The 24,831-nt window shown below is 67.1% G+C and carries 28 protein-coding genes and 1 riboswitch; of the genes, 21 read left to right on the top strand and 7 right to left on the bottom strand.

All coding sequences use genetic code 11. The features are described 5' to 3' along the window. Positions 1-11: 11 nt before the first annotated feature. Both VMS22_12950 and VMS22_12955 read left to right on the top strand, forming a co-directional pair. A complete protein-coding gene (locus tag VMS22_12950; protein ID HXJ34932.1) occupies positions 12-179 on the top strand; it encodes a hypothetical protein in 168 nt (55 codons plus the stop codon). Between the two features lie 61 nt (positions 180-240). Then, positions 241-379: riboswitch (cyclic di-AMP (ydaO/yuaA leader) on the top strand. Beyond that, positions 380-781: a septal ring lytic transglycosylase RlpA family protein gene (locus tag VMS22_12955; GenBank protein ID HXJ34933.1), complete on the top strand. Its 402-nt coding sequence runs from the start codon at positions 380-382 to the stop codon at positions 779-781. It abuts the riboswitch before it with no gap. A gap of 16 nt (positions 782-797) precedes the next feature. Here VMS22_12955 and VMS22_12960 read toward each other — a convergent pair whose 3' ends face one another. The 7 genes from VMS22_12960 to hemL all read right to left on the bottom strand — a co-directional run bounded on the left by VMS22_12960 (position 798) and on the right by hemL (position 5,382). After that, entirely contained in the window at positions 798-1,256 is a 459-nt protein-coding gene (locus tag VMS22_12960) for a hypothetical protein (GenBank protein HXJ34934.1), read from the bottom strand. A gap of 139 nt (positions 1,257-1,395) precedes the next feature. Continuing rightward, entirely contained in the window at positions 1,396-2,205 is an 810-nt protein-coding gene (locus tag VMS22_12965) for a ParB/RepB/Spo0J family partition protein (protein ID HXJ34935.1), read from the bottom strand. A 203-nt stretch (positions 2,206-2,408) separates the two neighbouring features. Beyond that, entirely contained in the window at positions 2,409-2,732 is a 324-nt protein-coding gene (atpE, locus tag VMS22_12970) for an ATP synthase F0 subunit C (protein ID HXJ34936.1), read from the bottom strand. 81 nt (positions 2,733-2,813) lie between these two features. Next, positions 2,814-3,530: a F0F1 ATP synthase subunit A gene (gene atpB / locus VMS22_12975; GenBank protein ID HXJ34937.1), complete on the bottom strand. Its 717-nt coding sequence runs from the start codon at positions 3,528-3,530 to the stop codon at positions 2,814-2,816. Continuing rightward, positions 3,530-3,835, bottom strand: a complete 306-nt coding sequence (locus VMS22_12980; protein ID HXJ34938.1) for a hypothetical protein — start codon at positions 3,833-3,835, stop codon at positions 3,530-3,532. Before VMS22_12980 ends, atpB begins: the two co-directional genes overlap by 1 nt. Positions 3,836-3,869: 34 nt before the next feature. Next, positions 3,870-4,055, bottom strand: coding sequence for an AtpZ/AtpI family protein (locus VMS22_12985; protein ID HXJ34939.1), 186 nt, complete (start codon positions 4,053-4,055; stop codon positions 3,870-3,872). 43 nt (positions 4,056-4,098) lie between these two features. Beyond that, entirely contained in the window at positions 4,099-5,382 is a 1,284-nt protein-coding gene (gene hemL / locus VMS22_12990; protein ID HXJ34940.1) for a glutamate-1-semialdehyde 2,1-aminomutase, read from the bottom strand. Between the two features lie 117 nt (positions 5,383-5,499). Here hemL and dnaA point away from each other — a divergent pair, with 117 nt between their 5' ends. From dnaA to atpD, 19 genes are all read left to right on the top strand, one after another. Further along, positions 5,500-6,864 (top strand): chromosomal replication initiator protein DnaA, encoded by a 1,365-nt coding sequence (gene dnaA / locus VMS22_12995; protein ID HXJ34941.1) that lies wholly within the window; start codon positions 5,500-5,502, stop codon positions 6,862-6,864. A gap of 182 nt (positions 6,865-7,046) precedes the next feature. Beyond that, the gene (gene dnaN / locus VMS22_13000; protein HXJ34942.1) at positions 7,047-8,159 is read left to right on the top strand and encodes a DNA polymerase III subunit beta; all 1,113 of its coding nucleotides are present in this window, start codon (positions 7,047-7,049) and stop codon (positions 8,157-8,159) included. A gap of 85 nt (positions 8,160-8,244) precedes the next feature. After that, on the top strand, positions 8,245-10,671 hold the full coding sequence (gene gyrB, locus VMS22_13005; protein ID HXJ34943.1) for a DNA topoisomerase (ATP-hydrolyzing) subunit B: 2,427 nt from the start codon (positions 8,245-8,247) through the stop codon (positions 10,669-10,671). 2 nt (positions 10,672-10,673) lie between these two features. Continuing rightward, positions 10,674-13,163: a DNA gyrase subunit A gene (gene gyrA, locus VMS22_13010; GenBank protein HXJ34944.1), complete on the top strand. Its 2,490-nt coding sequence runs from the start codon at positions 10,674-10,676 to the stop codon at positions 13,161-13,163. A 141-nt stretch (positions 13,164-13,304) separates the two neighbouring features. Beyond that, the gene (rpmH, locus tag VMS22_13015; GenBank protein HXJ34945.1) at positions 13,305-13,463 is read left to right on the top strand and encodes a 50S ribosomal protein L34; all 159 of its coding nucleotides are present in this window, start codon (positions 13,305-13,307) and stop codon (positions 13,461-13,463) included. Continuing rightward, positions 13,460-13,813 carry a ribonuclease P protein component gene (gene rnpA / locus VMS22_13020; GenBank protein ID HXJ34946.1) on the top strand — a complete coding sequence of 118 codons (354 nt, stop codon included), beginning with the start codon at positions 13,460-13,462 and terminating at the stop codon, positions 13,811-13,813. The genes rpmH and rnpA overlap by 4 nt, the downstream gene beginning before the upstream one ends. After that, positions 13,761-14,054: a membrane protein insertion efficiency factor YidD gene (gene yidD / locus VMS22_13025; protein ID HXJ34947.1), complete on the top strand. Its 294-nt coding sequence runs from the start codon at positions 13,761-13,763 to the stop codon at positions 14,052-14,054. The genes rnpA and yidD overlap by 53 nt, the downstream gene beginning before the upstream one ends. 2 nt (positions 14,055-14,056) lie before the next feature. Then, on the top strand, positions 14,057-15,673 hold the full coding sequence (gene yidC / locus VMS22_13030; protein HXJ34948.1) for a membrane protein insertase YidC: 1,617 nt from the start codon (positions 14,057-14,059) through the stop codon (positions 15,671-15,673). Positions 15,674-15,688: 15 nt separating this feature from the next. Beyond that, positions 15,689-16,417: an RNA-binding cell elongation regulator Jag/EloR gene (gene jag / locus VMS22_13035; protein HXJ34949.1), complete on the top strand. Its 729-nt coding sequence runs from the start codon at positions 15,689-15,691 to the stop codon at positions 16,415-16,417. Beyond that, positions 16,410-17,060 (top strand): 16S rRNA (guanine(527)-N(7))-methyltransferase RsmG, encoded by a 651-nt coding sequence (locus tag VMS22_13040; protein ID HXJ34950.1) that lies wholly within the window; start codon positions 16,410-16,412, stop codon positions 17,058-17,060. The genes jag and VMS22_13040 overlap by 8 nt, the downstream gene beginning before the upstream one ends. A gap of 56 nt (positions 17,061-17,116) precedes the next feature. After that, complete coding sequence (locus VMS22_13045) at positions 17,117-17,908, top strand: AAA family ATPase (protein ID HXJ34951.1); 792 nt, start codon at positions 17,117-17,119, stop codon at positions 17,906-17,908. A gap of 24 nt (positions 17,909-17,932) precedes the next feature. After that, positions 17,933-18,805 carry a ParB/RepB/Spo0J family partition protein gene (locus VMS22_13050; GenBank protein HXJ34952.1) on the top strand — a complete coding sequence of 291 codons (873 nt, stop codon included), beginning with the start codon at positions 17,933-17,935 and terminating at the stop codon, positions 18,803-18,805. A gap of 198 nt (positions 18,806-19,003) precedes the next feature. Further along, complete coding sequence (locus VMS22_13055; protein ID HXJ34953.1) at positions 19,004-19,471, top strand: polymer-forming cytoskeletal protein; 468 nt, start codon at positions 19,004-19,006, stop codon at positions 19,469-19,471. A gap of 48 nt (positions 19,472-19,519) precedes the next feature. Beyond that, positions 19,520-19,954, top strand: coding sequence for an ATP synthase F0 subunit B (locus VMS22_13060; protein ID HXJ34954.1), 435 nt, complete (start codon positions 19,520-19,522; stop codon positions 19,952-19,954). A gap of 1 nt (position 19,955) precedes the next feature. Further along, on the top strand, positions 19,956-20,456 hold the full coding sequence (locus VMS22_13065) for an ATP synthase F0 subunit B (GenBank protein ID HXJ34955.1): 501 nt from the start codon (positions 19,956-19,958) through the stop codon (positions 20,454-20,456). Further along, complete coding sequence (gene atpH, locus VMS22_13070; protein HXJ34956.1) at positions 20,453-20,998, top strand: ATP synthase F1 subunit delta; 546 nt, start codon at positions 20,453-20,455, stop codon at positions 20,996-20,998. Before VMS22_13065 ends, atpH begins: the two co-directional genes overlap by 4 nt. A 21-nt stretch (positions 20,999-21,019) precedes the next feature. After that, on the top strand, positions 21,020-22,528 hold the full coding sequence (atpA, locus tag VMS22_13075) for a F0F1 ATP synthase subunit alpha (protein ID HXJ34957.1): 1,509 nt from the start codon (positions 21,020-21,022) through the stop codon (positions 22,526-22,528). Between the two features lie 5 nt (positions 22,529-22,533). Further along, entirely contained in the window at positions 22,534-23,394 is an 861-nt protein-coding gene (gene atpG, locus VMS22_13080; protein HXJ34958.1) for an ATP synthase F1 subunit gamma, read from the top strand. Between the two features lie 8 nt (positions 23,395-23,402). Further along, on the top strand, positions 23,403-24,830 hold the full coding sequence (gene atpD / locus VMS22_13085) for a F0F1 ATP synthase subunit beta (GenBank protein HXJ34959.1): 1,428 nt from the start codon (positions 23,403-23,405) through the stop codon (positions 24,828-24,830). Position 24,831 lies beyond the last annotated feature (1 nt).

Consider the following 24,831-nt stretch of genomic DNA (forward strand, 5'->3'; position numbering starts at 1 on the left):
GGCCGAGCGACATGGTGACTGTCCGATTGAAGCGCCAAGGGGGCGAGTGGCGCGCCATCTGCGCCGGCTGCGACACGGAGTTCGTGTACCGCAAGCCCCAGAAGAGCACCGTCCGCCACTTCCAGTCGCCGCTCCTCCCCAACGTGAAGGGCAACTTCGACGCCGGGGACGACCACTAGGGCGTCTGCGAGGGTGGCTTGACAGCTCCTGCCCGGTGGGGCAACAAACCCGCCTACCGAAAATATCGGTACGCCTAATCCCCGTAAGGGGAGCGGAGGACCCAGAAGTTTCTGGGGTGAATCCGGAATCGTCCGGACGGGCTACGCTCTTTGTGCCCGAACCCGTCAGCTAACTTCGCCGGCGTACAAGGAGCGGGATCATGAAAGCCGAGCTCAATCGAGCCGGGGGAGCGATCCCCCGGCTCTTCGTTTTGGTGGCCCTTGGGGTCACCCTGTGCACCAGCGGAGTCGCTCGTGCGGACTTCGGGGCCGTGCCGCGCAAGACCGTGATTGCGTCGTGGTACGGGCCGGGATTTACCGGACGTCGTACGGCGAGCGGGGATCGCTTCGACCCGCGAGCGCTCACCTGCGCCCACAAGACGCTTCCGCTCGGCACGAAGCTACGCGTGACGAATCCGCGCACCGGCGCGCAGGTGCTGGTGACCGTCACGGACCGCGGGCCGTATTCCGGCCGGCGCGAGATAGACCTGTCGCACGCTGCCGCGCGCGAGGTCGGGATCATCGGGCGCGGTGTCGCGCCCGTGCTGATCGAGATCCTGTAGTCGCGCGTCGAATCGCTCAGGCGATGTGGCGCAGGCCTGGGGCGCGTCCCGTGACCGCGTGACGCGAGCCGTTCACCCGACGGAACGGGAAGCGGACGACCTTCACGCCATCGACGTACGAATCCTGTTGCCGCTGCTTCCAGCGACGCAGGCCGGCGCGAATGAATTCGCTCTCCAGATCGAGCGCGTTGCACACGTTCACGAACGAGTATGGCCAATCGAGGTCATCGGACTCGAACCATTCCTCGACCTCGGCCAGAAGACGCTGCCCGGCGCGATCTCTCGCCCAGACGTACTTCTGAAAGCTCCCGACCGCGTCCTCGAGGACGGCGAGCATGAGACGCTTCTCCGGCTGCAGGGAAGCATCGACGCCACCCTTGCCGTAGAACTGCGAGGGCATCACCACTTCGGGCTCGATCTCGAGCCCCAGCCCCGGTGAAGAGGTCACGGTTCGTTCCGCCGCCGCGTTGTTCATGACGTTCCCCCTGAGCGAAGGTCGTGCCATTGTTCGATGCCATGACTTCCGCTGAAGATACGGGGATCGTCGGACGTTCGGACGGCACCCACACGTGAAACGCCGGTAACAAAACGTGACGGGTATGCGTCTCGAAGCGCTACAACGAGGCTTTGATGCCTTTGGACATGGACGAAATCGCTCGGAGGCGGCGCTGGATGAGACGTTCCGAACGGCGCAGCACGCGTACGATTTCGGGCGGCAGCTCCAGCTGGGGATCCCCCTCCATGGCTAGCCGCCGAAGAGCTCGGTTGAACCGCCGTGCAGCGAGGAACACGTCCCGCAGGACGGGGCGATCCGTCGCCTTCCCGGTCTTTTCGGCGCGGAACTTTCGGACCGACACCGCAGCGAGCTGGATGCGTCGCCACAGCGCCTCGGCCGCTTCCGAGGTCTCCTGCCTCGCGATTCCCATCAGCAGCTCGCGCGAGATCGATCGCCCTTCGCGGTGGAGATCGGCCTTCACGGACTCGGGTAGGCGATTCAGCGCCAGCGTGTTCGACACGTAGGGACGGCTCTTCCCGAGCAGATCGGCAACGTCGCGATGGCTGTAGTCGTGGCGCTCGATGAGAAGCGCGAGCGCCTCGGCCTCTTCGAGCGGTGAGAGATCCTCGCGCTGCAGGTTCTCGATCAGCGCCACCTCGAGCGTGTCGTCGCCTTCACGAATGAGGGCGGGCACCCTATCGAGGCCAGCCAACTGCGCCGCTCGGAACCTGCGCTCTCCGGCCAGGAGCTGGAAGCCGGCGGCCTCGCTGCGCCGGACGACGATCGGCTGGAGAAGCCCTCGTGCGCGAATCGACGCGGCGAGCTCCGCCAGCGCGTCTTCGGCGAAGTGCTTGCGCGGCTGATCGGGGTTGGGAGTCACCGCGCTCAGCGGGACCATCGTCAGGACCGTTCGTTGCCGGCGCTGCAACGATCCTGCGAGCGCCAGCGAGCGAACCTTCGAGTCACCCTGCGGCGTATCGGACCCCGGGACGCTCCACCACATGCCCCACCTCCTCCTCAACAACAGATCGGGTCGTCAGCGCTCTCTCACTCCCTCGAGCACGCCGCCAGGGACGAGGTGTCGGTCGGCCGAGGGCGGCTGATCCCCGGCCGACCGCCAAGTGGACTCGGTCAGATCTTAGCCTGCAAGAAGAAGGAGATCACGAGGGCATAAAGCGTGAGCGCCTCCATTAGTGCCAGACCGATGATGAGCGGCGTCTGGATCTTGTCGGCCGAGTTCGGATTGCGCCCGATCGACTCCATGGCCGCTGCCGTCGCACGGCCCTGTCCGAGCGCCGTGCCGAGGGCCGCCACCCCGAGACCGAGACCGGCCGCGAGGGCGATCAGCCCCTTCGTGATGTCCCCGCCACCCCCCGCCGCCGTCTCCGCGAGGGCCGGACTGGCGAAGAGCACGAGGCCCATCAACGCGAACAAGAACTTCCCGAAACGCTTCATATCTCCCCTTTCAGCACCACCGGGATTTTCCGCTCCTCTTGTCCTCTTCCACTCCCACCGCCCGATGATGAAGACGATCGACTAGAGCTCCTCGACGTGCTCGGCGCCGTGGGCCACGGCCCCCGAGATGTAGATCGCCGAGAGCATGGTGAACACGAAGGACTGTACGATGCAGACGAAGAATCCGAGGGCATAGAACGCGACGGGGATCAGGGCCTTCGTCAGATCCGTGAAGATCTCGATCACCGTGTGGTCGGCGAACATGTTGGCGTAGAGACGGACACCGAGAGAGACCGGCCGGAAGGCGTGGCTGAACAGCTCGATCACCAGCATGAGGGGCGCGATGAACGCGACCGGCCCGAGGAAGTGCTTGAGGTACTTTCCGAGGCCCTGCGCCTTCACGCCGTAGGCGTGATACGCGCCGAACGACACGCATCCCAGGGCGAACGTGATGTTGAACGTCGACGTCGGCGGCGCGAAGCCGGGCACCAGCCCCAACACGTTCGAGAGCAAGATGAAGGCGAAGAAGGTGGCGAGCAGCGGCACGTAGTGCTCGGCATGGTGCGGGATGGCGCTCTTCGCGAGTCCGATGATCGCCTCGACGAAGGTCTCGGCGACGTTACGGGCGGTGACGCCGTCCTCGGGCGCGATCGCGCGCTCTGTGTTGGCGAGTCCGCTGCGAACCCTGATGCCGAAGAGGAGCAGGACCAGCACGACCAGGCTGGCCCCCGCCACGTGCTCCCAGGCACCGTGGAGGTGTGCGACCGTTCCGAACCAAGTAAACGGATGATGCTCCATCAACCCTTCCTGCCCCGCACCGCATCCCAAACGACGGCGGCCGGGAAACACGTAACTCCGAGCGCGAAGCCAATCGGATCCGGCCGCTCGCTTCCGGAGGCGAAGGCCAGCCAGCCGAGCCCCAGGAAGGCCGCAAGCTTAGCAAACAAGAGCCCGATCGCAAGGCGACGACGCCCCCCGACGACGACCAGGCCGACGAGCGCTCCGTAGAGCGCCACGGATAGCCCCATCATCGCCCCACCGAGGAGCGTCCCCCCGATTCCGGGACGCCCGGCAATCGCGGCGACGAGGGCGGCCGTCGCCACCAGGCACCAGTGTCGGGCCTGGAGGCGGGCGACGTCACTTCCCATGGTCGAGGCGGTCGAGCCGGCGAAGTTGGCTCACTAGCCGGACGAAGCCTCCGGCTACCCCGAGGAGAAGGAAGCCCAGGATGCCGTATGGTTCGGTGCCGAACTGGCGGTCGACGAGCCAGCCCACGACCGCGCCGGCGAGGATCGTCCCGACGAAGTCCCAGAACAGGGCCACCGACCGCCCGAATCGAAGTGCTGGGCTCGGGGCCGCCACCGTATCAGAGCCTCGCCAGCACTCTCTTCGCCGCGTCTCCCAGTAGGGCGACGTGATCCTCGCCGTGGGCGAGCGAGACGAACATCGATTCGAACTGGGAGGGCGGAAGGTAGATTCCCTCCTCGAGCATGCCGCGGAAGTAGCGCGCGAAGCGCTCGGTGTCGGCAGCCGTGGCCTCGTCGTACCCCGTTACGCGGTCGACCCCGAGGAAAAGCGTCAGCATGGATCCCACCCGGTTGACGGTCCCCTTGGTGCGGGTCTCGGCAAGGGCACCCCGCAGCTCCTTCTCCGCGCCCGCCCCGAGCATCTCGAGTCGCTCGTACGCCGAGGGATTCGCCTTCAGCTCCCGGAGGGCGGCGAGGCCTGCCGCAACGCTCACCGGGTTTCCCGACAGCGTTCCCGCCTGGTAGACCGGGCCCGCCGGTGCAACCATCGACATCAGGTCACGCCGGCCACCGAACGCAGCGAGTGGCATTCCACCGCCGACGATCTTGCCGAGACACGTGAGGTCCGGCCTGATGCCGTAACGTCCCTGAGCGCCTGCCCACCCCAGGCGGAAGCCCGTGATCACCTCGTCGAACACGAGAAGGGCGCCCACGCGCTCGGTCTCTTGCCGCAACATCTCGAGGAATCCGGCCTTGGGGGGAACGACGCCCATGTTCCCCGCGACCGGCTCGACCACCACGGCTGCCAGCTCCGCGGCGTGGCGTTCGATCAGGTCCCGGGTAGTGGCCAGGTCGTTGTACGGCGCCAGAAGCGTGAGATCAGCGATGGATCCGGGAACGCCGGGGCTGTCCGGGACCCCCAGCGTCAGGGCTCCGGACCCCGCCCGGACGAGCAGGGCGTCGACGTGCCCATGGTAGCATCCGACGAACTTGAGGATGCGGGAGCGCCCCGTCGCCGCCCGCGCCAGTCGCAGCGCGCTCATGGTGGCTTCGGTGCCGGAGCTGACGAGACGCACCTGCTCGACCGCCGGCAGTGCCTCGACGAGCAGCTGGGCGAGCTCGACCTCGAGCCGGGTCGGCGCTCCGAAGCTCGTGCCGCGCGCCGCCTGCTCGGCGATCGCGCGCACGACGGCGGGGTGCGCATGTCCCAGGATCAGCGGTCCCCACGAGCCGAGGAAGTCAACGTAGCGCCGTCCGTCGGCGTCGAAGACGAATGGGCCCTCGCCGTGCGCGATGAAGGCGGGGTTCCCGCCGACGGCGCGCCACGATCGCACGGGGCTGTTCACGCCGCCCGGAATCAGCCGGCATGCCTGTGCGAACAGTCGCTCCGATTCTGCGCCCACGGCGATGGCGACCGGCTAACACCGCGTGGCCTGCTGCGCAACGACTTGAACGGCGAACGCGACTTCGCCTAGAACGGCCCCCCTCCCAGCACGACGAGGGGTGGACGGGACCCTAACGTGACGCAGGCGCATCGCAGCTCGGCGGCGACGAATCTCGAGCGCCCTTGGCGAGACGTGCTCGCACGCCTGGTGTCGCACGCAACCGAGCCCGCCGCGCGCGACATCCTGCGACGTCTCCGCCTGCGCGCCGTGACGCCGGCGCAGGTCGTCGTCGAAGCGCCGAACCGTCTCGTGCTGTCGTGCGTGAACGACAACTATCTCGGCAAGCTGCAAGATGCCGTCGCCGCCGTCATGGGTCCGCGCCAGGTCGTCCTCGACCTCGCTAGCCGCGAGCAGGGCGAGCTCTTTCCCAACCTTCTGCCGCGCAAGCCCGAGCGCAGGCCCGTCGCCATCGGTACGCCCCTCAACCCGCGCTACACGTTCGGGAGCTTCGTCATCGGCGCGTCGAACCAGTTTGCGCACGCGGCGGCGCGAGCGGTGGCGACACAGCCGGGCGACCACTACAACCCGCTCTTCATCTACGGCGGTGTTGGTCTCGGAAAAACGCACCTCGTGAACGCCATCGGGCACGCGCTGCTCGATCACGATCCGACGCGCAAAATCGCCTATCTTTCGGCGGAATCCTTCATGAACGACCTCATCTCCTCGCTGCGGCGGGACCGGATGGAGGCCTTCAAGAACCGCTTCCGGCAGGTGGCCGTCCTGATCCTCGACGACGTCCAGCTCCTGGCTGGTCGCGAGCGCACGCAGGAGGAGTTTTTCCACACGTTCAACAGCCTTTACGAACAGCGCCGGCAGATCGTTCTCACGTCCGACCAGGTGCCCAAGGACATCCCGCATCTGGAAGAGCGCCTGCGCAATCGTTTCGAGTGGGGACTGATCGCCGACATCCAGGCGCCCGACATCGAGACGCGCGTCGCCATCCTCGAACGCAAGGCGGAGCTGGAATCGATCACGCTCGATCACGAGGTCGCGATCTTCCTCGCCGAGCACGTCGCCTCCAACGTCCGCGAGCTCGAAGGTGTGCTCACCCGTCTGGGCGCGCACGCTTCGCTCAGCGGCGGGCCGATCACGATCGACTACGCCCGCGACCTTCTGCGGACGACCGTCCGGTCGCTGCGGCCAGCCGTCACGGTCGACGCCATCATCGACGCCGTCTGTGCCCAGTTCTCACTGCGCTCCACGGACCTGCGCTCTCGCCGGCGGAGCAAACACGTCGCACAGCCGCGCCAGATCGCCATGTATCTCTGCCGTCGTCTCCTCGGCGCCTCGTTGCCCCGCATCGGACAGCTCTTCGGGCGCGACCACTCGACCGTCCTCCATGCCGTCGCGACGACGACGCGCCGTCTGAAAGAAGACGTTGCGCTCCAGACCATCGTCACCGCCCTCGAGCACGACCTCCGCGACGAGACCAACACCTGAAAAAGGGCGTGGACGGGCGTGGACAACCCGCCTGCGATCCACTAGGTGTGATCGCAGGAATAGCGGCGTTTTCCACGGCGTCCACACCCCTTACGACGGTGACGGTTTTCTCTCTGAAGGATCTACGGAACACCTACAGCGTATGCGGATAACTGGTAGATGTCGGCGCGGCGAGGTGGTGTATGGAGTTCAGCGTCAAGCGTGAAGATCTGCTCCACGGCTTGTACTTGGTACAGGGCGTGGTCGAGCGGCGAACACCACAGCCCATACTGGCCCACGTCCTGATCGAGCCGGACGAAGACGGCATCGCGCTCGCGGCGACCGACATGGAGGTGGGTCTGCGGTGTAGGATTCCCGCCAAGGTGAAGAAGGGTGGGCCAGTCACCGCGAATGCACGCAAGCTCTACGAGATCGTCCGTGAGGTGACGGCCGAGGAGGTCACCCTGAAGGCCAATACGGCCGGTTGGGTCGACCTCGTCGCGGGGCGCTCGAAGTTCAAGGTCGTGAGCCTCGAGCCGAAGGAATTCCCCGTGATCCCGGTCGGCCCCGGGGCGACCGCCGGGACGGCGATCAAGATCGCGGCAGGGACCCTGCGGGAGATGATCGACAAGACCCTGTTTGCGGTGTCGACCGACGAGACCCGGTTCAATCTCTCGGGGGTGTACCTGGAGAGCTCGGACGGCGGCATCCGGATGGTGGCGACCGACGGCCACCGCCTGGCGATGATCGAACGGACGCTGAAGGCGCCGAAGCTGGCCCGCGGCGTGATCATGCCACGCAAGGGCCTGGTCGAGGTCCGCAAGCTGATCGAGCAGCAGGAAGAGGTCGAGCTGGCCTTGGTGGTGGCTGACAAGGACGTGCGGGTCCAGGCCCCCAACGTGTCGTTCTTCATGCGGCTCGTGGAGGGAGAGTTTCCGGACTACAAGCAGGTCGTTCCGGGAAGCACGCGGTCCAAGGTTCGGATGAACCGCGAGGACTTCCTTGGGGCTCTGAGGCGGATCGCCCTGTTGGCGAGCGAGCGCTCACACGGGGTGAAGCTCGGCCTCGACAAGGGCACATTGGAGGTCGCTGCGAGCAACCCCGATCAGGGGGAGGCGAGCGAGGACATCGAGGTCTCGTACGCCGGCGAGCCGATGACGATCGGATTCAATGCGCGCTACTTGCTCGACGTCCTGGGTGTTCACGCCGCCGGCGACGTCGTCGAGATGGGCCTCACCGACGAGGTCGGCCCCGGGGTCATCCACGGGTCGCAGGACCCAACTTTCACGTACGTGCTCATGCCGATGCGGCTCTGAGGCTCGTTCCAAGGGCCCGGCGAAAAGTAGCACCATCCATCCCCCAACGGTATAATTTTGCGTTCGACCGGAACCCCGAGATCGCATGGCTGACGTAACGACTCCCCAGCCGGAATACGGCGCCGACAACATCAAGGTCCTGGAGGGCCTCGAAGCGGTCCGCAAGCGGCCCGGCATGTACATCGGTGACACCGGTGAACGCGGTCTTCATCACCTCGTTTTCGAGGTCGTCGACAACTCGATCGACGAAGCGCTCGCCGGTCACTGTACCGACATCGCCGTCACGATCCACATCGACAACAGCGTGACGGTCGACGACAACGGCCGTGGGATCCCGGTCGAGGTGCACCCGACCGAGGGGGTATCGGCCGCGCAGGTCGTCCTCACGAAGCTCCACGCCGGCGGCAAGTTCGACAAGGGCGCGTACAAGGTTTCCGGCGGTCTCCATGGCGTCGGAGTATCGGTCGTGAATGCCCTTTCCGAATGGCTCGAGATGGAGGTGAAGCGCAGCGGGAAGGTGTACGCCCAACGCTACCAGCGGGGTGAACCAGACGCGCCGGTCCGCGAGATCGGCGTCACCGAGCAGCGCGGAACACGCGTCACCTTCAAGCCCGACGCACTCATCTTCGAGACCCTCGACTTGAGCTTCGACATCCTCTCGCAGCGCCTGCGCGAGCTCGCATTCCTCAATCGCGGCGTTCACATCACGATCGTCGACGAGCGCGATCAGAAATCGCACGAGTTCCTGTACGAGGGCGGCATCAAGAGCTTCGTCGAGCATTTGAATCGCGCCAAGACACCGATTCACGAGGACGTGATCTACGTGCAGGGGACACGCGACGGCGTCGAGGTCGAGATCGCGATGCAGTGGAACTCGGGCTACAACGAGGCCGTCTACGCCTTCGCAAACAACATCAACACGATCGAAGGCGGCACCCACGTCATCGGTTTCCGGGCCGCGCTCACGCGCACCGTCAACTCGTACGCCGTCGCCGGCAACCTCCTGAAGGACAAGGAGGACGCGCTCCAGGGCGAGGACATTCGCGAGGGCATGTGCGCCGTCATCAGCGTCAAGGTTCCCGAGCCGCAGTTCGAGGGCCAGACCAAGACGAAGCTCGGCAACAGCGAAGTGAAGGGCATCGTCGAAGCCCTGGTCAACGACAAGCTCGGCATCTACTTGGAGGAGCATCCGAGCGAGGCGAAGCGCATCGCGCTGAAGGGCATCGAGGCGGCGCGCGTCCGTGAGGCGACGCGGAAGGCGAAGGACCTCGCGCGTCGCAAGGGTGCCCTCGACAGTGGATCGCTGCCGGGGAAGCTCGCCGACTGCCAGGAGCGAGATCCGGCGGCCTCCGAGCTGTTCATCGTCGAGGGTGATTCGGCCGGCGGCTCGGCCAAGCAAGGTCGCGACCGGAAGAACCAGGCCATCCTGCCGCTGCGGGGCAAGATCCTCAACGTCGAGAAGGCCCGCTTCGACAAGATGCTCTCGTCACAGGAGATCAAGCTCCTCATCACCGCGCTCGGCGCGGGCATCGGAAGCGACGACAAAGATCTCGCGCGGCTGCGCTACCACACGATCATTCTCATGTGCGACGCCGACGTCGACGGCGCACACATCCGCACGCTGCTGCTCACGTTCTTCTACCGGCACTTCCAGGAGGTCATCGAGGCCGGGCACCTCTTCATCGCCCAGCCGCCGCTCTACCGCGTGAAGCGCGCGAAGGCGCAGCAGTACCTGAAGGACGAGCCGGCGCTCGAGGACTACCTCATCGATCTCGCCGCCGGCGACGTGACCCTCCGCGGCCAGAACGGCCCCGCGCTCACGGGTACGCCGCTCAAGCAGCTCGTCAAGAGGGTCATGCGCATCGACAAGGTCCTGGACCTTCTCGAGCGCAAGGGACGGAATCGCCACGTGCTGGAAGCGCTCGCCCGCCAGGAGGGCATGTCGGCCGACGCGCTGGAGGACGAGGCCAAGCTGCGCACGGTCGTGACCGACGCGGAGAAATACCTCCAGACGGCCGCGCCCGACGTGCTGCCGGTCAGTTTCGACTTCGAGCAGGACCGCGAGCACGCGTGCATTCGGCTCGTCGCTTCGACGCGAGCCAACGGATCGCAGCATCGCAACGTGATCGACCGCGACCTCTGCCTCAGCGCCGAGTTCGACGAGCTCCGCCGGCTCGTGCGCGAGATCGCGCAGGCGGGTGATCCCCCCTTCGTGCTCGGTGAAGGCGAGGACGGGGAGCGATTGCCCAACCTGCACGAGGCCGTGGCGCGGGTCATGGCGGCCGCGCGCAAGGGCATCGAGATCCAGCGCTACAAGGGTCTCGGCGAGATGAACCCGACGCAGCTCTGGGAAACCACCATGGATCCGGAGGCGCGTACGCTGCTGCAGGTGAAGATCGAGGACGCCGTCGAGGCGGACATCATCTTCTCGACCCTCATGGGCGACGAGGTGGAGCCGCGGCGCAAGTTCATCGAAGAGAACGCGCTCAACGTGCGTAACCTCGACATCTGAGCATGGAGCAGGATCCCCGCCGCCTCCCCGTCAACATCGAGGACCAGATGCGCGAGTCCTACATGGACTACGCGATGTCGGTCATCATCGGTCGCGCCCTGCCGGACGCGCGCGACGGCTTGAAGCCGGTTCACCATCGGATCCTCTACGCGATGTTCAACGAGGGGCTCCTCCACAACCGGCGCTACTCGAAGTGCGCGGGCGTCGTGGGCGAGGTGCTGAAGCGCTACCACCCGCACGGCGACTCGGCGGTGTACGACGCCCTGGTTCGCCTCGCGCAGGACTGGAACGTGCGCTACCCGCTGGTCGACGGCCAGGGGAACTTCGGATCGATCGACGGTGACCCGCCGGCCGCCTATCGTTACACGGAATGCCGGCTGACGGCGCTGGCCGAGGAGCTCCTCGCCGACATCGACAAGGAGACCGTCGACTTCGCGCCGAACTTCGACGACTCGACGACCGAGCCGACCGTCCTGCCAACGAAGGTGCCGAACCTTCTCGTGAACGGCGCCGCCGGCATCGCCGTCGGCATGGCGACGAACATCCCGCCGCACAATCTGCGCGAGGTGTGCGATGCGCTGATCGCGCTCATCGAGACGCCCGAGCTCACCGTCGAGGAGCTCATGCGCTACATCCCCGGCCCGGACTTCCCGACCGCCGGGTTCATCTGCGGGCAGGGTCCGATCCGGGAGGCGTACACCGAGGGCCGCGGCATCCTCACCATGCGGGCGCGGGCGACGATCGAGACCGACGACAAGAGCGGCAAGTCGTCCATCATTGTCCACGAGATCCCGTACCAGGTGAACAAGGCTCGGCTCATCGAGCGCATCGCCGAGCTCGTGAACGAGCGCCGGCTCGACGGCATCGCCGACCTGCGCGACGAGTCCGATCGCGAGGGCATGCGGATCGTCATCGACCTCAAGCGCGACGCGGTCGCCGACGTGCTGCTGAACCAGCTCTACAAGCACACGCCGCTGCAGGAGTCGTTCGGCATCAACATGCTCGCGATCGTCGACGGGCGGCCGCAGCTCCTGTCGCTGAAGGACGCGCTCCAGGTCTTCCTGAAGCACCGGCGCGAGGTCGTCGTCCGCCGGACGACGTACGATCTTCGCAAGGCCGAGGAGCGCCTGCACGTGCTGGCGGGCCTCAAGATCGCAGTCGAGAACCTCGATCGCGCCATCGCCATCGTTCGCGGTGCCGCCGACCCGGCGACGGCGCGCGAGGGCCTCATGGCGGCCCTCGGCCTCTCACAGATCCAGGCCCAAGCGGTCCTCGACATGCGCCTGCAGCGCCTCACTGGCCTCGAGCGCGAGAAGATCATCGAGGAGTACCAGGAGACCGAGCGGCTGATTGCGCGCTACCGCCAGATTCTCGCGGACGAGCGGGAAGTCTTGAAAATCATCGCCGCCGAGCTCGCGGACATCAAGACGAAGTACGGCGATCCGCGCCGCACGCAGATCATCGACGAGGCCGCCGAGCTCTCGGCCGAGGATCTGATCGTCGAAGAGGACATGGTCGTCACGATCTCCCACGAGGGATACGTGAAGCGGAATCCCGTCGGCCTCTACCGCGCGCAGCGCCGCGGCGGTCGTGGGAAGATCGGCGCGACCACGCGGGACGAGGACTTCGTCGAGCATCTCTTCGTCGCCTCGACGCACTCCTACTTGCTCTTCTTCACAACCACCGGGAAGGTCTACTGGCTGAAGGTGCACGAGATCCCGCAGGCGGGCCGTGCCGCGCGCGGCCGCGCTGTGACGAACCTCCTGCAGCTGAAGGCCGAGGAGAAGCTCTCCGCGTTCCTCCCGGTACGGGAGTTCAAGGAGGACTGCTACCTCGTCTTCGCGACCCGGCGGGGCCTCGTCAAGAAAACCGACCTCATGCAGTACTCGTCACCACGACCGAGCGGCCTGATCGCAATCGCCCTCGAGGAGGGTGACGAGGTCGTCGGCGTCCGGCTGACCGACGGGCGCAGCGAGGTGATCCTCTCGACCGCCGAGGGCCAGGCAATCCGCTTCGAGGAGGCCGAGGTCCGGCCGATGGGTCGCTCGACGTACGGCGTGCGCGGCATGACCCTGGACGAGGGCGATCAGGTCGTCTCGATCGATCTCGTGGAGACCGGCGCGTCGCTCCTGGCCGTCGCCGAGAAGGGCTACGGCAAGCGGACCGAGATGGACGAGTACCGTCGTACCCACCGTGGCGGCAAGGGCATCATCACCATGAAGACGACCGACAAGACCGGCCGGGTCGTCGGCGTTCGCATGGTCACCGACGACGACCAGATCATGCTGGTGTCGAGCGGCGGCAAGGTGGTGCGCCTGCGCGTCAACGAGATCCGGGTGATCGGCCGCAACACGCAGGGCGTTCGACTCATCGACCTCGAGGAGGGCGAGCGCGTCGCCGCCGTCGCGCGCCTGGCCGAGCGCGAGGACGAGCCCGACAACGGCGAGGCCCCAGCGGCGGAGCCAGCGGCCGACGACTCCACCGAGTCGTAGACGTTCGACGTCGAACCGGTCGTCGAACCCCGTGTAGTCCGGCGTAGGTTCCGTACGAAAACCATCGGACCACCGCCGCTTACATTGACTTTTCAGGGAGGCCGTGGTTTGCGTTCCGGTTGCGCCGGAGCGCGCTGAGCGATGAAGAGAACCTATCAGCCGAGCAATCGGCGACGAAAGCGGACGCACGGATTTCGTGCCCGGATGGCGACCCCCGGGGGACGAAACGTGCTGAAGCGGCGGCGGGCGAAGGGGCGGAAGCGCCTTTCCGTGTCGGTCCCGCCGAAGCAGCCAGGGTGACCACGCAGCCGTCGGGTTCGTTCCCGAAGCGTGCTCGGCTCCGCCGGCGTAACGAATTTCTCCGGGTGCAGGCCGAGGGACGACGGCAGCACACCGAGCATTTCGTCGTCCTCACGGCTCCGCCCGCGTCGTGTTCGACCCGTGTCGGCATCACGGTCAGCACCCGGGTGGGGAATGCGGTCGCCAGAAATCGCGTCAAACGCCTGGTTCGCGAGGTCGTTCGGCAGGCAGGGAGCGTGGCCGAGCCCCCGCGCGACATCGTGGTCATCGCCAAGCCCGGGGCCGCTCACGCCACATATGCAGACGCCGCCGCACAACTCTCACGAGCCCTCGGCTTCGGCGAACGCTGACGAGCCCCGGCCGGGATCGGTCGCGACGGCCGTGCTGGCCGCGATCCGGGGCTATCAGCTCCTCGTTCGTCCGGCGTTGCTACCGTCCTGTCGGTTCGCGCCCAGCTGCTCGGTCTATGCCTCGGACGCCGTGCGCACCCACGGCGCCGCTCGGGGCGCCGTGCTCGCCGCGCGCCGGATCGCACGCTGCCACCCCTGGCATCCCGGAGGGTACGACCCCGTACCCGCCCGCAAAGGCTGACGATGGACCAGCGCCGCGTGATGCTCGCCGTGGCCCTCTCGCTGGCCGTCGTGCTGCTCTACAACGAGTTCGTCGTCCGGCCGCGGCAACACCGGGGCGAGGAAGCGACTCCGCCCGCCCCGACCCAGGAGGCCCAGGGCACGCCGACCCCGACGCCCGAGGCGGCCGCACCGGCCCCGCCGCCGAAATCCGGAGGATATCTTTCTTTCGATCCTGGCCAGGAATCGCCGATCGTCGTCGAAAACGACGTGTTCCGCGCGACCGTCACGCCGGTCGGCGGACGTCTGACGAGCTTCGACCTGAAGGGCTTTCGGCGCGGGGTCGCGGCCGACAGCCCACCGCTCGATCTCGTCGAGCCCGGGTCGTTGCTCCCGTTGACCGTCCAGCTCGGCGACGGCTCGAGCGACGCCGGGGTCACCTACGCGCCGAGCACCCGCGCGCTGGCGTTGTCGGCGGACGCGCAAGGCGAGGTCGTTCTCAAGGGAAAGACCGCATCGGGGACGGAGGTCGAGAAGCGCCTCCGCTTCAGCGGCAACTCCTACGTGTTCGACGTCGGCGTGCGTGTGGCAGGCGCCGACCCTCCGACGTCGGCCGGTCTGGTGATGCCGCGCCTCGCGCGCGACGGAACGCACGGCAGTGGAAGCTCGGCGCGAGAGCTGGGCGTGATCTTCTCGGAGGGGAAGCTCAGCGAGAAGGATTTCACCGGGATCGACACGAAGAGCAGCTCCGAGCCGCCCAAACCCGAGTCCAAAGCGGGCGCGCAGTGGGTCGGATTCAGCTTGCCGTACTTCCTGAGCGCCGTAGTGGCGCCCGAGACCGGCGGCGGGACGGCCGTCGTCGAACTCGCTGGTTCGACGCCGATCGTCATGATGGACGAGAAGCTCGTCGACGGGGCTGCGACGTTCAAGCTCTTCGTCGGTCCGAAGACACGCGAGCTGCTGGCCGCGGCGGGCTACGACCTCGGTCGCACGCTCGACTTCGGCTGGTTCTGGTTCATCGCCGTTCCGATGCTGCACGCGCTTCGGCTGCTGCATCGTGTGAGCGGAAACTACGGCGTCGACATCATACTCCTCACGATTCTCGTCCGGGCGGCGACGATCCCGCTCACCCAGAAGTCGTTCCGCAGCATGAAGGAGATGCAGAAGCTGCAGCCCCAGCTGAAGCGGCTCCAGGAGCAATACAAGGACGATCAGTCCCGGCTGCAGAAGGAGATGATGGAGCTGTACAAGCGCCACAACGTGAACCCGTTTTCCGGTTGTGCGCCGATGGTGCTGCAGATCCCGATCTTCGTCGGCCTCTACAATGCGCTGCTGCACGCGATCGAGCTGCGCCATGCGCCATTCGCGCTCTGGATCACAGATTTGTCGGCGCCCGAGCGGCTCATGATCGGAGGCATCGGAATTCCCGTCCTGACGATCCTCATGGGCGGAACGATGATCCTGCAGCAGTGGCTCACGCCGCAGCAGGGCGACCCGACACAGCGTCAGATGATGATGATCATGCCCCTCGTGTTCACGTTCATGTTCATCAACTTTCCGGCGGGGCTTGTTCTCTATTGGCTGGTCAGCAACATTCTCGGTATCGCGCAGCAGTATGTGATGCTCAAGTCACCGACCTAGCGGGAGAATGTACGAATGCGATCGATCGAGACGGAGGCCGGAACGATCGATGAGGCAATCGAGCGGGCCCTGGAAGCCCTCCAGGTGACGCGCGACAAAGTCGAGCTCGAGATCCTCGAGTACACGACGCGAGGTTTGCTGGGCCTGGGCGGAAAACGCGCTCGTGTCCGAGCGACCATCCGCGTGCCGCGAGCGATGGGCGAGGCCGTCGGGGCCGAGGATCTGGTTTCCCGGGGAACCCCGGGAGAGCTGAACGGTGCGCCTGCGGACGTCGTCGACCCGGTGCGGGCCGTGCTCGAAAGGATCCTGAGTGCGCTGGGCGTCGACGTCCCCGTCGAGGTGCGGGGTCCGACCGAGGACGGCCTCACGCTCGAGCTCATCGGCCAGGACACCGGCATCGTCATCGGCCGTCACGGCCAGACCCTCGACGCGATCGAGTACCTCCTGAACCGTATCGTCGCGCAACGCGGACGAACATCGATCCGCATCTCGGTCGACGTCGAAGGCTATCGCGAGCGACGACGTGAGTCGCTCGAGCTGACGGCTCGGCGGCTCGCGGCCCAGGCGAAGAAGACGGGGCGACCCGAGAGCTTGAGCCCGATGAGCCCCAGGGACCGCCGCATAGTCCATCTGGCCCTCAGCGAGGACGAAGGAGTGACGACGCGCAGCGAGGGCGAGGGCTCGTACCGCCGTGTCGTGATCATCCCGTCCCGGTCGGCAGGTCGAGCGCGATCTGGTGCCTAGCGCCACCAGCGCTTCGATTCTCGAACTTTTCAGCCTGCGGCTGGGATTCTCGCTCACCCCCGATGCCATCCGCAGGATCGATCGCTTCCTCGACACGCTGGAACTCTGGAACCGCCGGCTCCGTCTGACCGGCACACAGAGCCGCGAACAGTTGATCCAGCACCACGTCGCCGACGCGTTGGCCTGCGTTCCCTTGCTGCCGGGGGCTGGCGAGGTGCTCGATCTCGGAACGGGGGCAGGCTTCCCTGGCGTGGTCCTCTCCTGTGTGAGTCCCGATCAGACCGTGACGCTCCTCGATTCCCGGCAGCGCCCCGTGAGCTTCTTGAACGAAGTCATCCGGGTCGCCGATCTCCAGGGAGCACGCACGATCCTCCTTCGGGCAGAGGATGCGGCCAGGGACGGGCGACTGGCCGGCCGCCAGACGCTCGTGACGTCGAGAGCGATTCGTCCCGATACGTTCTTCCGACTCGCGAAGCCGCTACTTGCCCCGGGCGGCCTCGCGGTGTCGATGCAAGCGCCGGCCGTTTCCCCGGAAACGATCCGAGCGATGGTTGCACCGCTCCGCCTGGAGCTCGTCGAGCTGCGAGACTACCGTCTTCCCGACGGCGATCCCCGACGGCTCGTCGTCTGCCGCGTCTCCTAGCCCGGTTCACGGTGCCGCCGCGCTGTGCTAACAGGGCGCTGGCGGGAAGGCTGGGGATGGGGCGCATCATCGCGGTCGCGAACCAGAAGGGCGGAGTCGGCAAGACGACGACCGCGGTCAACATCGCCGCCGCGCTCGCGCTCGACGGACTCAGAACGCTGCTCGTCGATTGCGATCCCCAGGCGAGCGCAACCACCGGACTCGGCGTTCGTCCGGGCGAGGGGCAGGCGACGACGTACGATCTGCTGATCGGCGACCACATTCCCGCCGGCGTCGTATGTGGCACGAGCATCGAGCAACTCGATCTCATCCCAGCGACGCGCGATCTCGTCGGTGCGGAGATCGAGCTCGTCGGGCTCGCGCGCCGCGAATTTCGGCTACGCGATCGCCTGATGCCGATCGCGCAGCCGTACGATTTCACGATCATCGATTCGCCGCCCTCGCTGAGTCTGCTGACGGTGAACGCCCTGTGCGCCGCCGATGGCGTCCTCGTGCCGCTCCAGGCGGAATATTACGCGCTCGAAGGTCTCACGGCGCTGCTCGACACGATCGGTCGCGTGCGCGACGCGCTGAATCCGACGCTCGCGCTCGACGGCCTCGTACTGACCATGTTCGACGGGCGGAACAGCCTCGCGCAGCAGGTGCAGACGGAAGTACGGACACACTTCGGCGATCAGGTCTTCCGGACCGTCATCCCACGCAACGTCCGGCTTTCGGAGTGCCCCAGCCACGGCCTGTCGGTGCTGCAGTACGATCCGCGGTCGCGCGGAGCGGTCGCCTATCGGGCGCTCGCGCGCGAGATCGCGACGCCGCGAGCGATCCGTGAGCCGGTCGCTGCAGAGGCTTGAATGATAGATAGCATGGAGGCGAGAATGCGCAAAGCGTTGGGTCGCGGCCTCGAGGCGTTGCTGCCGGGAGCCCCCACCGAACCCGCACAGCCACAGACGCGGGACCGGATCCCGCTGGCCGAGATCCGCCCCAATCCCGACCAGCCGCGGCGCCATTTCGAGGAGGCCGCCCTGGAGAGCCTCGCCCAGTCCATCCGCCGTCGGGGGCTCCTCCAGCCCCTGGTCGTGCGCCGAGTGGACGGCGGATACGAGCTGATCGCCGGCGAGCGCCGCCTGCGGGCCGCCCAGCGGGCGGGACTCGACGTCGTGCCGGTGGTCGTGCGCGAGGCCGGCCCACAGGAGCGTCTCGAGATCGCCCTCATCGAAAACCTCCAGCGCGAGGACCTGACCCCGCTCGAAGAGGCCGAAGCCTACCGCCACCTGATCGAGGTCTATGCGCTCACGCAGGACGAGGTGGCGCAGGCCGTAGGCAAGAGCCGCCCGGCCGTGGCGAACGCGATTCGGCTCCTCTCGCTCCCGGACGCCGTCAAGGCGCAGCTCGAGGGCGGGGAGCTCAGCGCGGGCCATGCCCGAGCCGTGCTGTCGATCGACGGCCAGCGGGACCGGATCGAGTTTGCCCGCGAGCTCGTCGCCGACAAGGCGACCAAGGGGGAAGCCGAGCGCCGAGCCCAGGCCCGACGCACGAGGGAGACCCGCCCCGGAGCGCCGACCCGCCGGCGCGCGGAGGACCCGCATTGGCGATCGCTCGCCGAGGAGCTGACCAGGGCCCTCGGAACGCGCGTGCGCCTGCACCCTCGGGCGCGCGGCGGCACGATCGAGATCGAGTTCTACTCCGAGGCGGAGCTCACGCGGCTGGTCGACCGGCTTCGGGGTGCGGAACGCGCGCGAGCGTTTTGACTCCATCTCCGAGCCGGTGCTAGAACCGCCCGGCTGTCCTTCAGGTGACCACCGCGGCCGTCGGGGCGAACTCGGCGACGCCCTCGGAGTACGTCGATGGCAATTTTCGGCAAGGATCGTGAGCGGGGGGAGCGAACGCGCCTCGGGTCGTTCGAGGGCCCTGCACCATCCGGTGGAACATCGCCCGCGGAGGGGGAGATGCAGGAGCGCGACAGGGCGAGAACGACTGGTGACGAAAGCACCGGATCGAATGCATTTCTCGGCAAAGGAACACGGATTGTCGGCAAGATCTTCTTCGAAGGGCCCGCGCGCATCGAAGGCGCCGTCGAAGGCGAGATCAGTGCACAGGACACGCTCACCATCGGCGAGAGCGCGGTCGTGAATGCGCAGATCACGGGCAACTCCGTGATCGTCCATGGCCGCGTCACCGGTGACGTCAACGCGCGCAAGCGCCTCGAGATCCGCGCTCCGGGACGCCTGGTGGGTAACATCTCCACTCCGAGCCTCGTCATCTTCGAGGGGGTCGTCTTCGAGGGGCAGTGCAGCATGGGGAGCGATGCGCGCGCGACCGACAAGGATCGCAGAATGGCCATCGTCTTCCCGAAGGACGACCGGGAGGCGGGCCTCACGGCACCACCCCGCGCCGCCGGGGAGCTCGGGAAGTAGGAGAGCGTCGGCTTCCACGCGACCCGCGCTCCTCCCCGACCGGAATCCATGGAAATCCCCGAAGAGTTCTTCAAGGTCCTGCTCGTCCAGATTGCGCTCTTCGTGGGGCTTTGGATGGTGCTGAAGCGCTTCTGGTTCGAGCCGGCACTGAAGGTCATCGCGGCGCGCGAGAAGCGTTCCCACGGAGCCATCGCCGAGGCGAAGGCCGCCCAGGACGAAGCGGCGCGTCTTCGACGCGAGCACGCCGCGGCGCTCGACCAGGCCAAGAGCGAAGCACAGCGCGACGTCCAGGAGCTCCTGCGTGAAGCCGAAGTGCAGCAACGAACGCTGATCACCGAAGCGACCGAGCAGGCGCATCGGACGATGGGCGAAGTGCGCAGCCAGATCGAACGGGAGGTCGCGTCCGCCCGGCAGCAGCTGCGCGCCGACGTCCAGGCCATGGCCAGGGAAGTCGCGAAGACCGTCTTGGGACGCGCGATCTGACATGGAGCACGGGGGCCACGAGCCGTCCATCACGGAGCTGGGTTGGCCGCTGGTCAACTTCCTGCTGTTCGTGGGGCTGCTCGTCTGGCAGCTGCGCGGGCCGATTCGCGAATTCTTCCGCGCGCGCACGGAGCGTCTCCGCGACGAGCTCGCCGCCGGCGAGCAGGCGCGCAAAGAGGCCGAGGCGCTGCGCGCACGGCTCGCGAAGGACCTCGCCGATCTTCCCGCCACGCGCGACCGGCTGAAGGCCGATCTCCTCGCGACGGCGGGGCGCGAGCGCGATCAGATGATCGCGCAGGGCAAGGAGACGGCCGAGCGCATCCGGAACGATGCCAAGCTGCTCGCCGCGCAGGAGCTGGCTACGGCGCGGCGCGCGCTCCGTCAGGAGCTGGTCGGCGACGTCGTTCGGGAGGCGGGTCGGCTCGTGCAGGGCGCGCTCGCCCCCCAGGACCAGGAGCGGTTCGTGCGCGAGTTCGTCGACGCCGCGAGGTCGGCGTCGTGACCGGCGGCCTCGGTCGACGCTACGCGCAGGCATTGATCGGCCTCGCGCGCGATGGGGGTACGCTCGTCACGGCGGGCGAAGAGCTGGCACGGGCCGCGGCAACGTTCGCGACGCCCGAGCTCCGCAACGTCGTGATCAATCCCGGAGTCGCCGCGGTCAGGCGCCGCGCGGTCGTGGACGCGACGGTCACCAAGCTCGGCGTCTCGACGATCGTGGGGAACCTGATTCGCCTGCTGGGCGATCGGGATCGCCTCGCGGTGCTGGATGACGTCGCGCGCGCGTACGATGCGCTCGTCGATCGCGAGCTCGGCCGCGCGCGGGTGAAGATCCGCAGCGTGACGAAGCTCACCGACGTCCAGATCGCCGAGCTCGAGCAACTCGCACGGCGACTCACCGGGAAGAGCCAGATCGTCGTGTCCACCGAGATCGATCCCGCGCTCATCGGTGGCGTCGTGCTCGATGCCAGCGGCACCGTGTACGACGGCAGCGTCAAGACTCAGCTCGCCCGCCTGGCCGGCAGCATGGCCGGCGAGGGGGCGTAAACGACCGGGGGGAATGGTTTGATGCAGATCAACGCTGCGGAAATCAGCGACATCATCCGCCAGCAGATCAAGGACTATCAGAAGCAGGTCGAAGTACGGGAGACCGGGCTGGTCCTCTCGTGCGGCGACGGCATCGCGCGCGTCTACGGGCTCGACAAGGTCGCGGCCGGGGAGCTCGTCGAGTTTCCGCACAACGTCTTCGGCCTCGTGCTGAACCTCGAAGAGGACAACGTCGGCGTGGCGCTCATGGGCGAGGCCGACCTCATCAAGGAAGGCGACGAGGTTCGTCGGACGGGGCGCATCGCAGAGGTGCCGGTCGGCGAGGCGCTGCTCGGACGCGTCGTGAACGCGCTCGGGCAGCCGGTCGACGGCAAGGGCGCGATCAAGACGCCGCACTCCCGGCGCATCGAGCTGAAGGCGCCCGGCATCATCGCACGCGAGCCCGTGAAGATGCCGCTGCAGACTGGGCTCAAGCCCATCGATGCCATGATCCCGATCGGACGCGGCCAGCGCGAGCTGATCATCGGCGATCGCCAGACCGGCAAGACCGCGGTCGCCATCGACACGATCATCAACCAGCGCGGCGGCGACGTGCAGTGCTTCTACGTCGCGATCGGCCAAAAGCGCTCGACGGTCGCGCAGGTCGTCGACCGGCTCTCCAAGTTCGGTGCCATGGACTACACGACAGTCGTCGTTGCGTCGGCGTCGGACCCGGCGCCGATGCAGTTCATCGCGCCCTACAGCGGCTGCACGATGGGCGAGTATTTCCGCGACAGCGGACGGCACGCCCTCGTGATCTACGACGATCTTTCCAAGCAGGCGACCGCGTATCGCCAGCTCTCGCTGCTCCTGCGGCGTCCGCCGGGCCGCGAAGCGTACCCGGGCGACGTCTTCTACTTGCATTCGCGCCTCCTCGAGCGCGCCGCGAAGATGAGCCCCGAGCAGGGCGGTGGCTCGCTGACCGCGTTGCCGATCATCGAAACGCAGGCAGGCGACGTGTCCGCGTACATCCCGACCAACGTGATCTCGATCACGGACGGCCAGATCTTCCTCGAGAGCGATCTCTTCTACGCCGGCGTTCGACCCGCGGTGAACGTCGGCATCTCCGTGTCTCGCGTCGGCGGCAACGCCCAGATCAAGGCCATGAAGAAGGTCGCGGGACCCCTGCGCCTCGAGCTGGCGCAGTACCGCGAGATGGCGGCGTTCGCACAGTTCGGCTCGGACCTCGACGCCGCCACCAAGCGGCAGCTCGATCGCGGCGTGCGCCTGGTCGAGGTGATGAAGCAGGGACAATACGTTCCCCTCGCCGTCGAGAAGCAGGTCGCCATCATCTACGCCGCGACGAACGGGTACCTGGACACCCTGCCCGTCGCGGCGCTCCAGCGCTACGAGCGTGAGCTCTACAACTTCCTCGAAGCCAAGCACCCGCAGACCCTTCCCGCCGTCAAGGAGAAGAAGGAGATCACGGACGACGTGAAGGCCAAGCTCGACGCTGCGCTGCAGGACTTCGCGAAAGTCTTCGCCGCCTAGCCGCGATGCCGAGTCTCAAGGCCCTCCGCAAGCGAATCACGACGGTTCGCTCGACCCAGCAGATCACCAAGGCCATGAAGATGGTGGCCGCGGCGAAGCTGCGTCGCGCGCAGGAGGCCGCCGAGCGCGCCCGCCCCTACTCCGCGAAGGTCGCCGAGATGTTCGGCGCCGTGGTCGCGGACCTCGAGGGCAGCGAGCATCCCCTGCTCGCACGGCGGGACGAGCAACGCATCGAGGTCGTGGTCGTGACGAGCGATCGTGGCCTGTGCGGGGGTTACAATTCGAACCTGCTCCGCAGGGTGGAGGCCTTCGCACGCGAGCACACCGACAAGCGGCTCGTCGTCACCGCGGTCGGGCGCAAGGCGCTCGAGTTCTTCCGGCGACGCAACTTCACGCTCGTCGGTCAGCAGACCGACGTCCTGGCCCGGCCCGCGATCGACTCGGCGCGGGCCGTCGCCGAGGGCGTGACGAAGCGGTTCGCGTCTGGCGAGACCGACGCCGTGTACCTGCTCTACAACGCGTTCCGGTCCGCCATGTCCCAGGTTCCGACCGTCACGCCGCTGCTGCCCGTCACGCGCCCGGAGCGGGCGCAGGGCGAGCAGCCGGTCGAATACATCTTCGAGCCGGCGCGGCCCGAGCTGCTGGCGCTCCTCCTGCCCCGCTACATCGATACCCTGCTCATGCAGGCGCTGCTCGAGTCGATCGCGAGCGAGCACGGCGCCCGCATGACGGCCATGGAAAACGCGACCAACAACGCCTCCGACATGATCGGACGCCTCACGTTGTCGATGAACCGCGCCCGCCAGGCGGCGATCACCACAGAGCTGATGGAGATCGTCTCGGGCGCTGAAGCCCTGAAAGGTTGAGCACACGCATGGCGAACATCGGACGGATCACCCAGGTCATCGGCCCCGCCGTGGACGTCCAATTCACGGACGGCAACCTGCCGCCCATCTTCAACGCCCTCACCGTGTCGAACCCGGCGATCAGCGACGAGGCCGACAACCTCGTCCTCGAGGTGGCCCAGCACCTCGGCGAGAACACCGTTCGCACCATCGCCATGGACTCGAGCGAGGGGCTCGTGCGTGGCATGGACGTGAAGGACACCGGCGACGGCATCAAGGTCCCGGTCGGCGAGGCGGTGCTGGGGCGGATCATGAACGTCGTCGGGAAGCCGGTCGACGAGCGCGGCCCGATCAAGGCCACCAAGAGCTACCCGATCCACCGCGAGGCGCCGGCGTTCACGGACCAGGAAACGCAGGTCCAGATGTTCGAGACCGGCATGAAGGTCGTCGATCTGCTGGCTCCCTACCAGCGCGGCGGCAAGATCGGCCTGTTCGGCGGCGCCGGCGTCGGCAAGACCGTCATCATCCTCGAGCTCATCAACAACGTGGCGAAGCAGCACGGCGGCGTGTCGGTGTTCGCCGGCGTCGGCGAGCGCACGCGCGAGGGCAACGACCTCTACCTCGAGATGCAGGAGTCGAAGCTCCAGGACGGCAACCCCGTCATCTCGAAGGCCGCGCTCGTCTTCGGCCAGATGAACGAGCCACCCGGGGCCCGTGCACGCGTCGGCCTCACCGGTCTCACGGTCGCCGAGTACTTCCGCGACGACGAGGGCAAGGACGTCCTGCTCTTCATCGACAACATCTTCCGCTTCGTGCAGGCGAACTCCGAAGTGTCCGCCCTCCTCGGCCGCATGCCGTCGGCCGTCGGCTACCAGCCGACGCTGGCCACCGACCTCGGCGAGCTCGAGGAACGCATCACCACGACGAAGAAGGGCTCGATCACGTCGATCCAGGCCATCTACGTACCGGCCGACGACTACACCGACCCCGCGCCGGCAACGACGTTCGCGCACCTGGACGCCACCACGAACCTGTCGCGTCAGATCGCCGAGCGCGGCATCTACCCCGCCGTCGACCCGCTGGAATCGACGTCGCGCGTGCTCGACCCCGCCATCGTCGGCGAGGAGCACTACCGCGTCGCCCGCCAGGTGCAGGCGATCCTGCAGCGCTACAAGGAGCTGCAGGACATCATCGCGATCCTCGGCATGGACGAGCTCTCCGAAGAGGACAAGCTGTCGGTCGCCCGCGCGCGGAAGATCGAGCGCTTCCTCTCGCAGCCGTTCCACGTCGCCGAACAGTTCACGGGCTTCGCGGGACGCTACGTGCCGCTCTCCGAAACCATCCGCGGCTTCCGCGAGATCGTCGAAGGGAAGCACGACGACCTGCCGGAGCAGGCGTTCTACATGGTCGGCACGATCGACGAAGCCGTCGAAAAGGCGCGCAAGCTGGCAGCCTGAG

Source organism: Candidatus Eisenbacteria bacterium (assembly GCA_035577985.1).
In the GTDB taxonomy this organism is placed as follows: Bacteria; Desulfobacterota; Binatia; order DP-6; family DP-6; genus DATJZY01.

What these genes read in the sequence shown, in the direction of transcription:
- atpE (HXJ34936.1), bottom strand. Translation starts at nt 2,732, where the DNA reads ATGAAGCGTTTCGGGAAGTTCTTGTTCGCGTTGATGGGCCTCGTGCTC.
- VMS22_13045 (HXJ34951.1), top strand. Translation starts at nt 17,117, where the DNA reads ATGGGGCGCATCATCGCGGTCGCGAACCAGAAGGGCGGAGTCGGCAAG.
- VMS22_12950 (HXJ34932.1), top strand. Translation starts at nt 12, where the DNA reads ATGGTGACTGTCCGATTGAAGCGCCAAGGGGGCGAGTGGCGCGCCATC.
- yidC (HXJ34948.1), top strand. Translation starts at nt 14,057, where the DNA reads ATGGACCAGCGCCGCGTGATGCTCGCCGTGGCCCTCTCGCTGGCCGTC.
- atpB (HXJ34937.1), bottom strand. Translation starts at nt 3,530, where the DNA reads ATGGAGCATCATCCGTTTACTTGGTTCGGAACGGTCGCACACCTCCAC.
- atpA (HXJ34957.1), top strand. Translation starts at nt 21,020, where the DNA reads ATGCAGATCAACGCTGCGGAAATCAGCGACATCATCCGCCAGCAGATC.
- gyrB (HXJ34943.1), top strand. Translation starts at nt 8,245, where the DNA reads ATGGCTGACGTAACGACTCCCCAGCCGGAATACGGCGCCGACAACATC.
- atpD (HXJ34959.1), top strand. Translation starts at nt 23,403, where the DNA reads ATGGCGAACATCGGACGGATCACCCAGGTCATCGGCCCCGCCGTGGAC.
- VMS22_13065 (HXJ34955.1), top strand. Translation starts at nt 19,956, where the DNA reads ATGGAGCACGGGGGCCACGAGCCGTCCATCACGGAGCTGGGTTGGCCG.
- VMS22_13055 (HXJ34953.1), top strand. Translation starts at nt 19,004, where the DNA reads ATGCAGGAGCGCGACAGGGCGAGAACGACTGGTGACGAAAGCACCGGA.
- VMS22_12955 (HXJ34933.1), top strand. Translation starts at nt 380, where the DNA reads ATGAAAGCCGAGCTCAATCGAGCCGGGGGAGCGATCCCCCGGCTCTTC.
- VMS22_12960 (HXJ34934.1), bottom strand. Translation starts at nt 1,256, where the DNA reads ATGAACAACGCGGCGGCGGAACGAACCGTGACCTCTTCACCGGGGCTG.
- rpmH (HXJ34945.1), top strand. Translation starts at nt 13,305, where the DNA reads ATGAAGAGAACCTATCAGCCGAGCAATCGGCGACGAAAGCGGACGCAC.
- gyrA (HXJ34944.1), top strand. Translation starts at nt 10,674, where the DNA reads ATGGAGCAGGATCCCCGCCGCCTCCCCGTCAACATCGAGGACCAGATG.
- dnaN (HXJ34942.1), top strand. Translation starts at nt 7,047, where the DNA reads ATGGAGTTCAGCGTCAAGCGTGAAGATCTGCTCCACGGCTTGTACTTG.
- VMS22_13060 (HXJ34954.1), top strand. Translation starts at nt 19,520, where the DNA reads ATGGAAATCCCCGAAGAGTTCTTCAAGGTCCTGCTCGTCCAGATTGCG.
- yidD (HXJ34947.1), top strand. Translation starts at nt 13,761, where the DNA reads ATGCAGACGCCGCCGCACAACTCTCACGAGCCCTCGGCTTCGGCGAAC.
- jag (HXJ34949.1), top strand. Translation starts at nt 15,689, where the DNA reads ATGCGATCGATCGAGACGGAGGCCGGAACGATCGATGAGGCAATCGAG.
- atpG (HXJ34958.1), top strand. Translation starts at nt 22,534, where the DNA reads ATGCCGAGTCTCAAGGCCCTCCGCAAGCGAATCACGACGGTTCGCTCG.
- VMS22_13050 (HXJ34952.1), top strand. Translation starts at nt 17,933, where the DNA reads ATGCGCAAAGCGTTGGGTCGCGGCCTCGAGGCGTTGCTGCCGGGAGCC.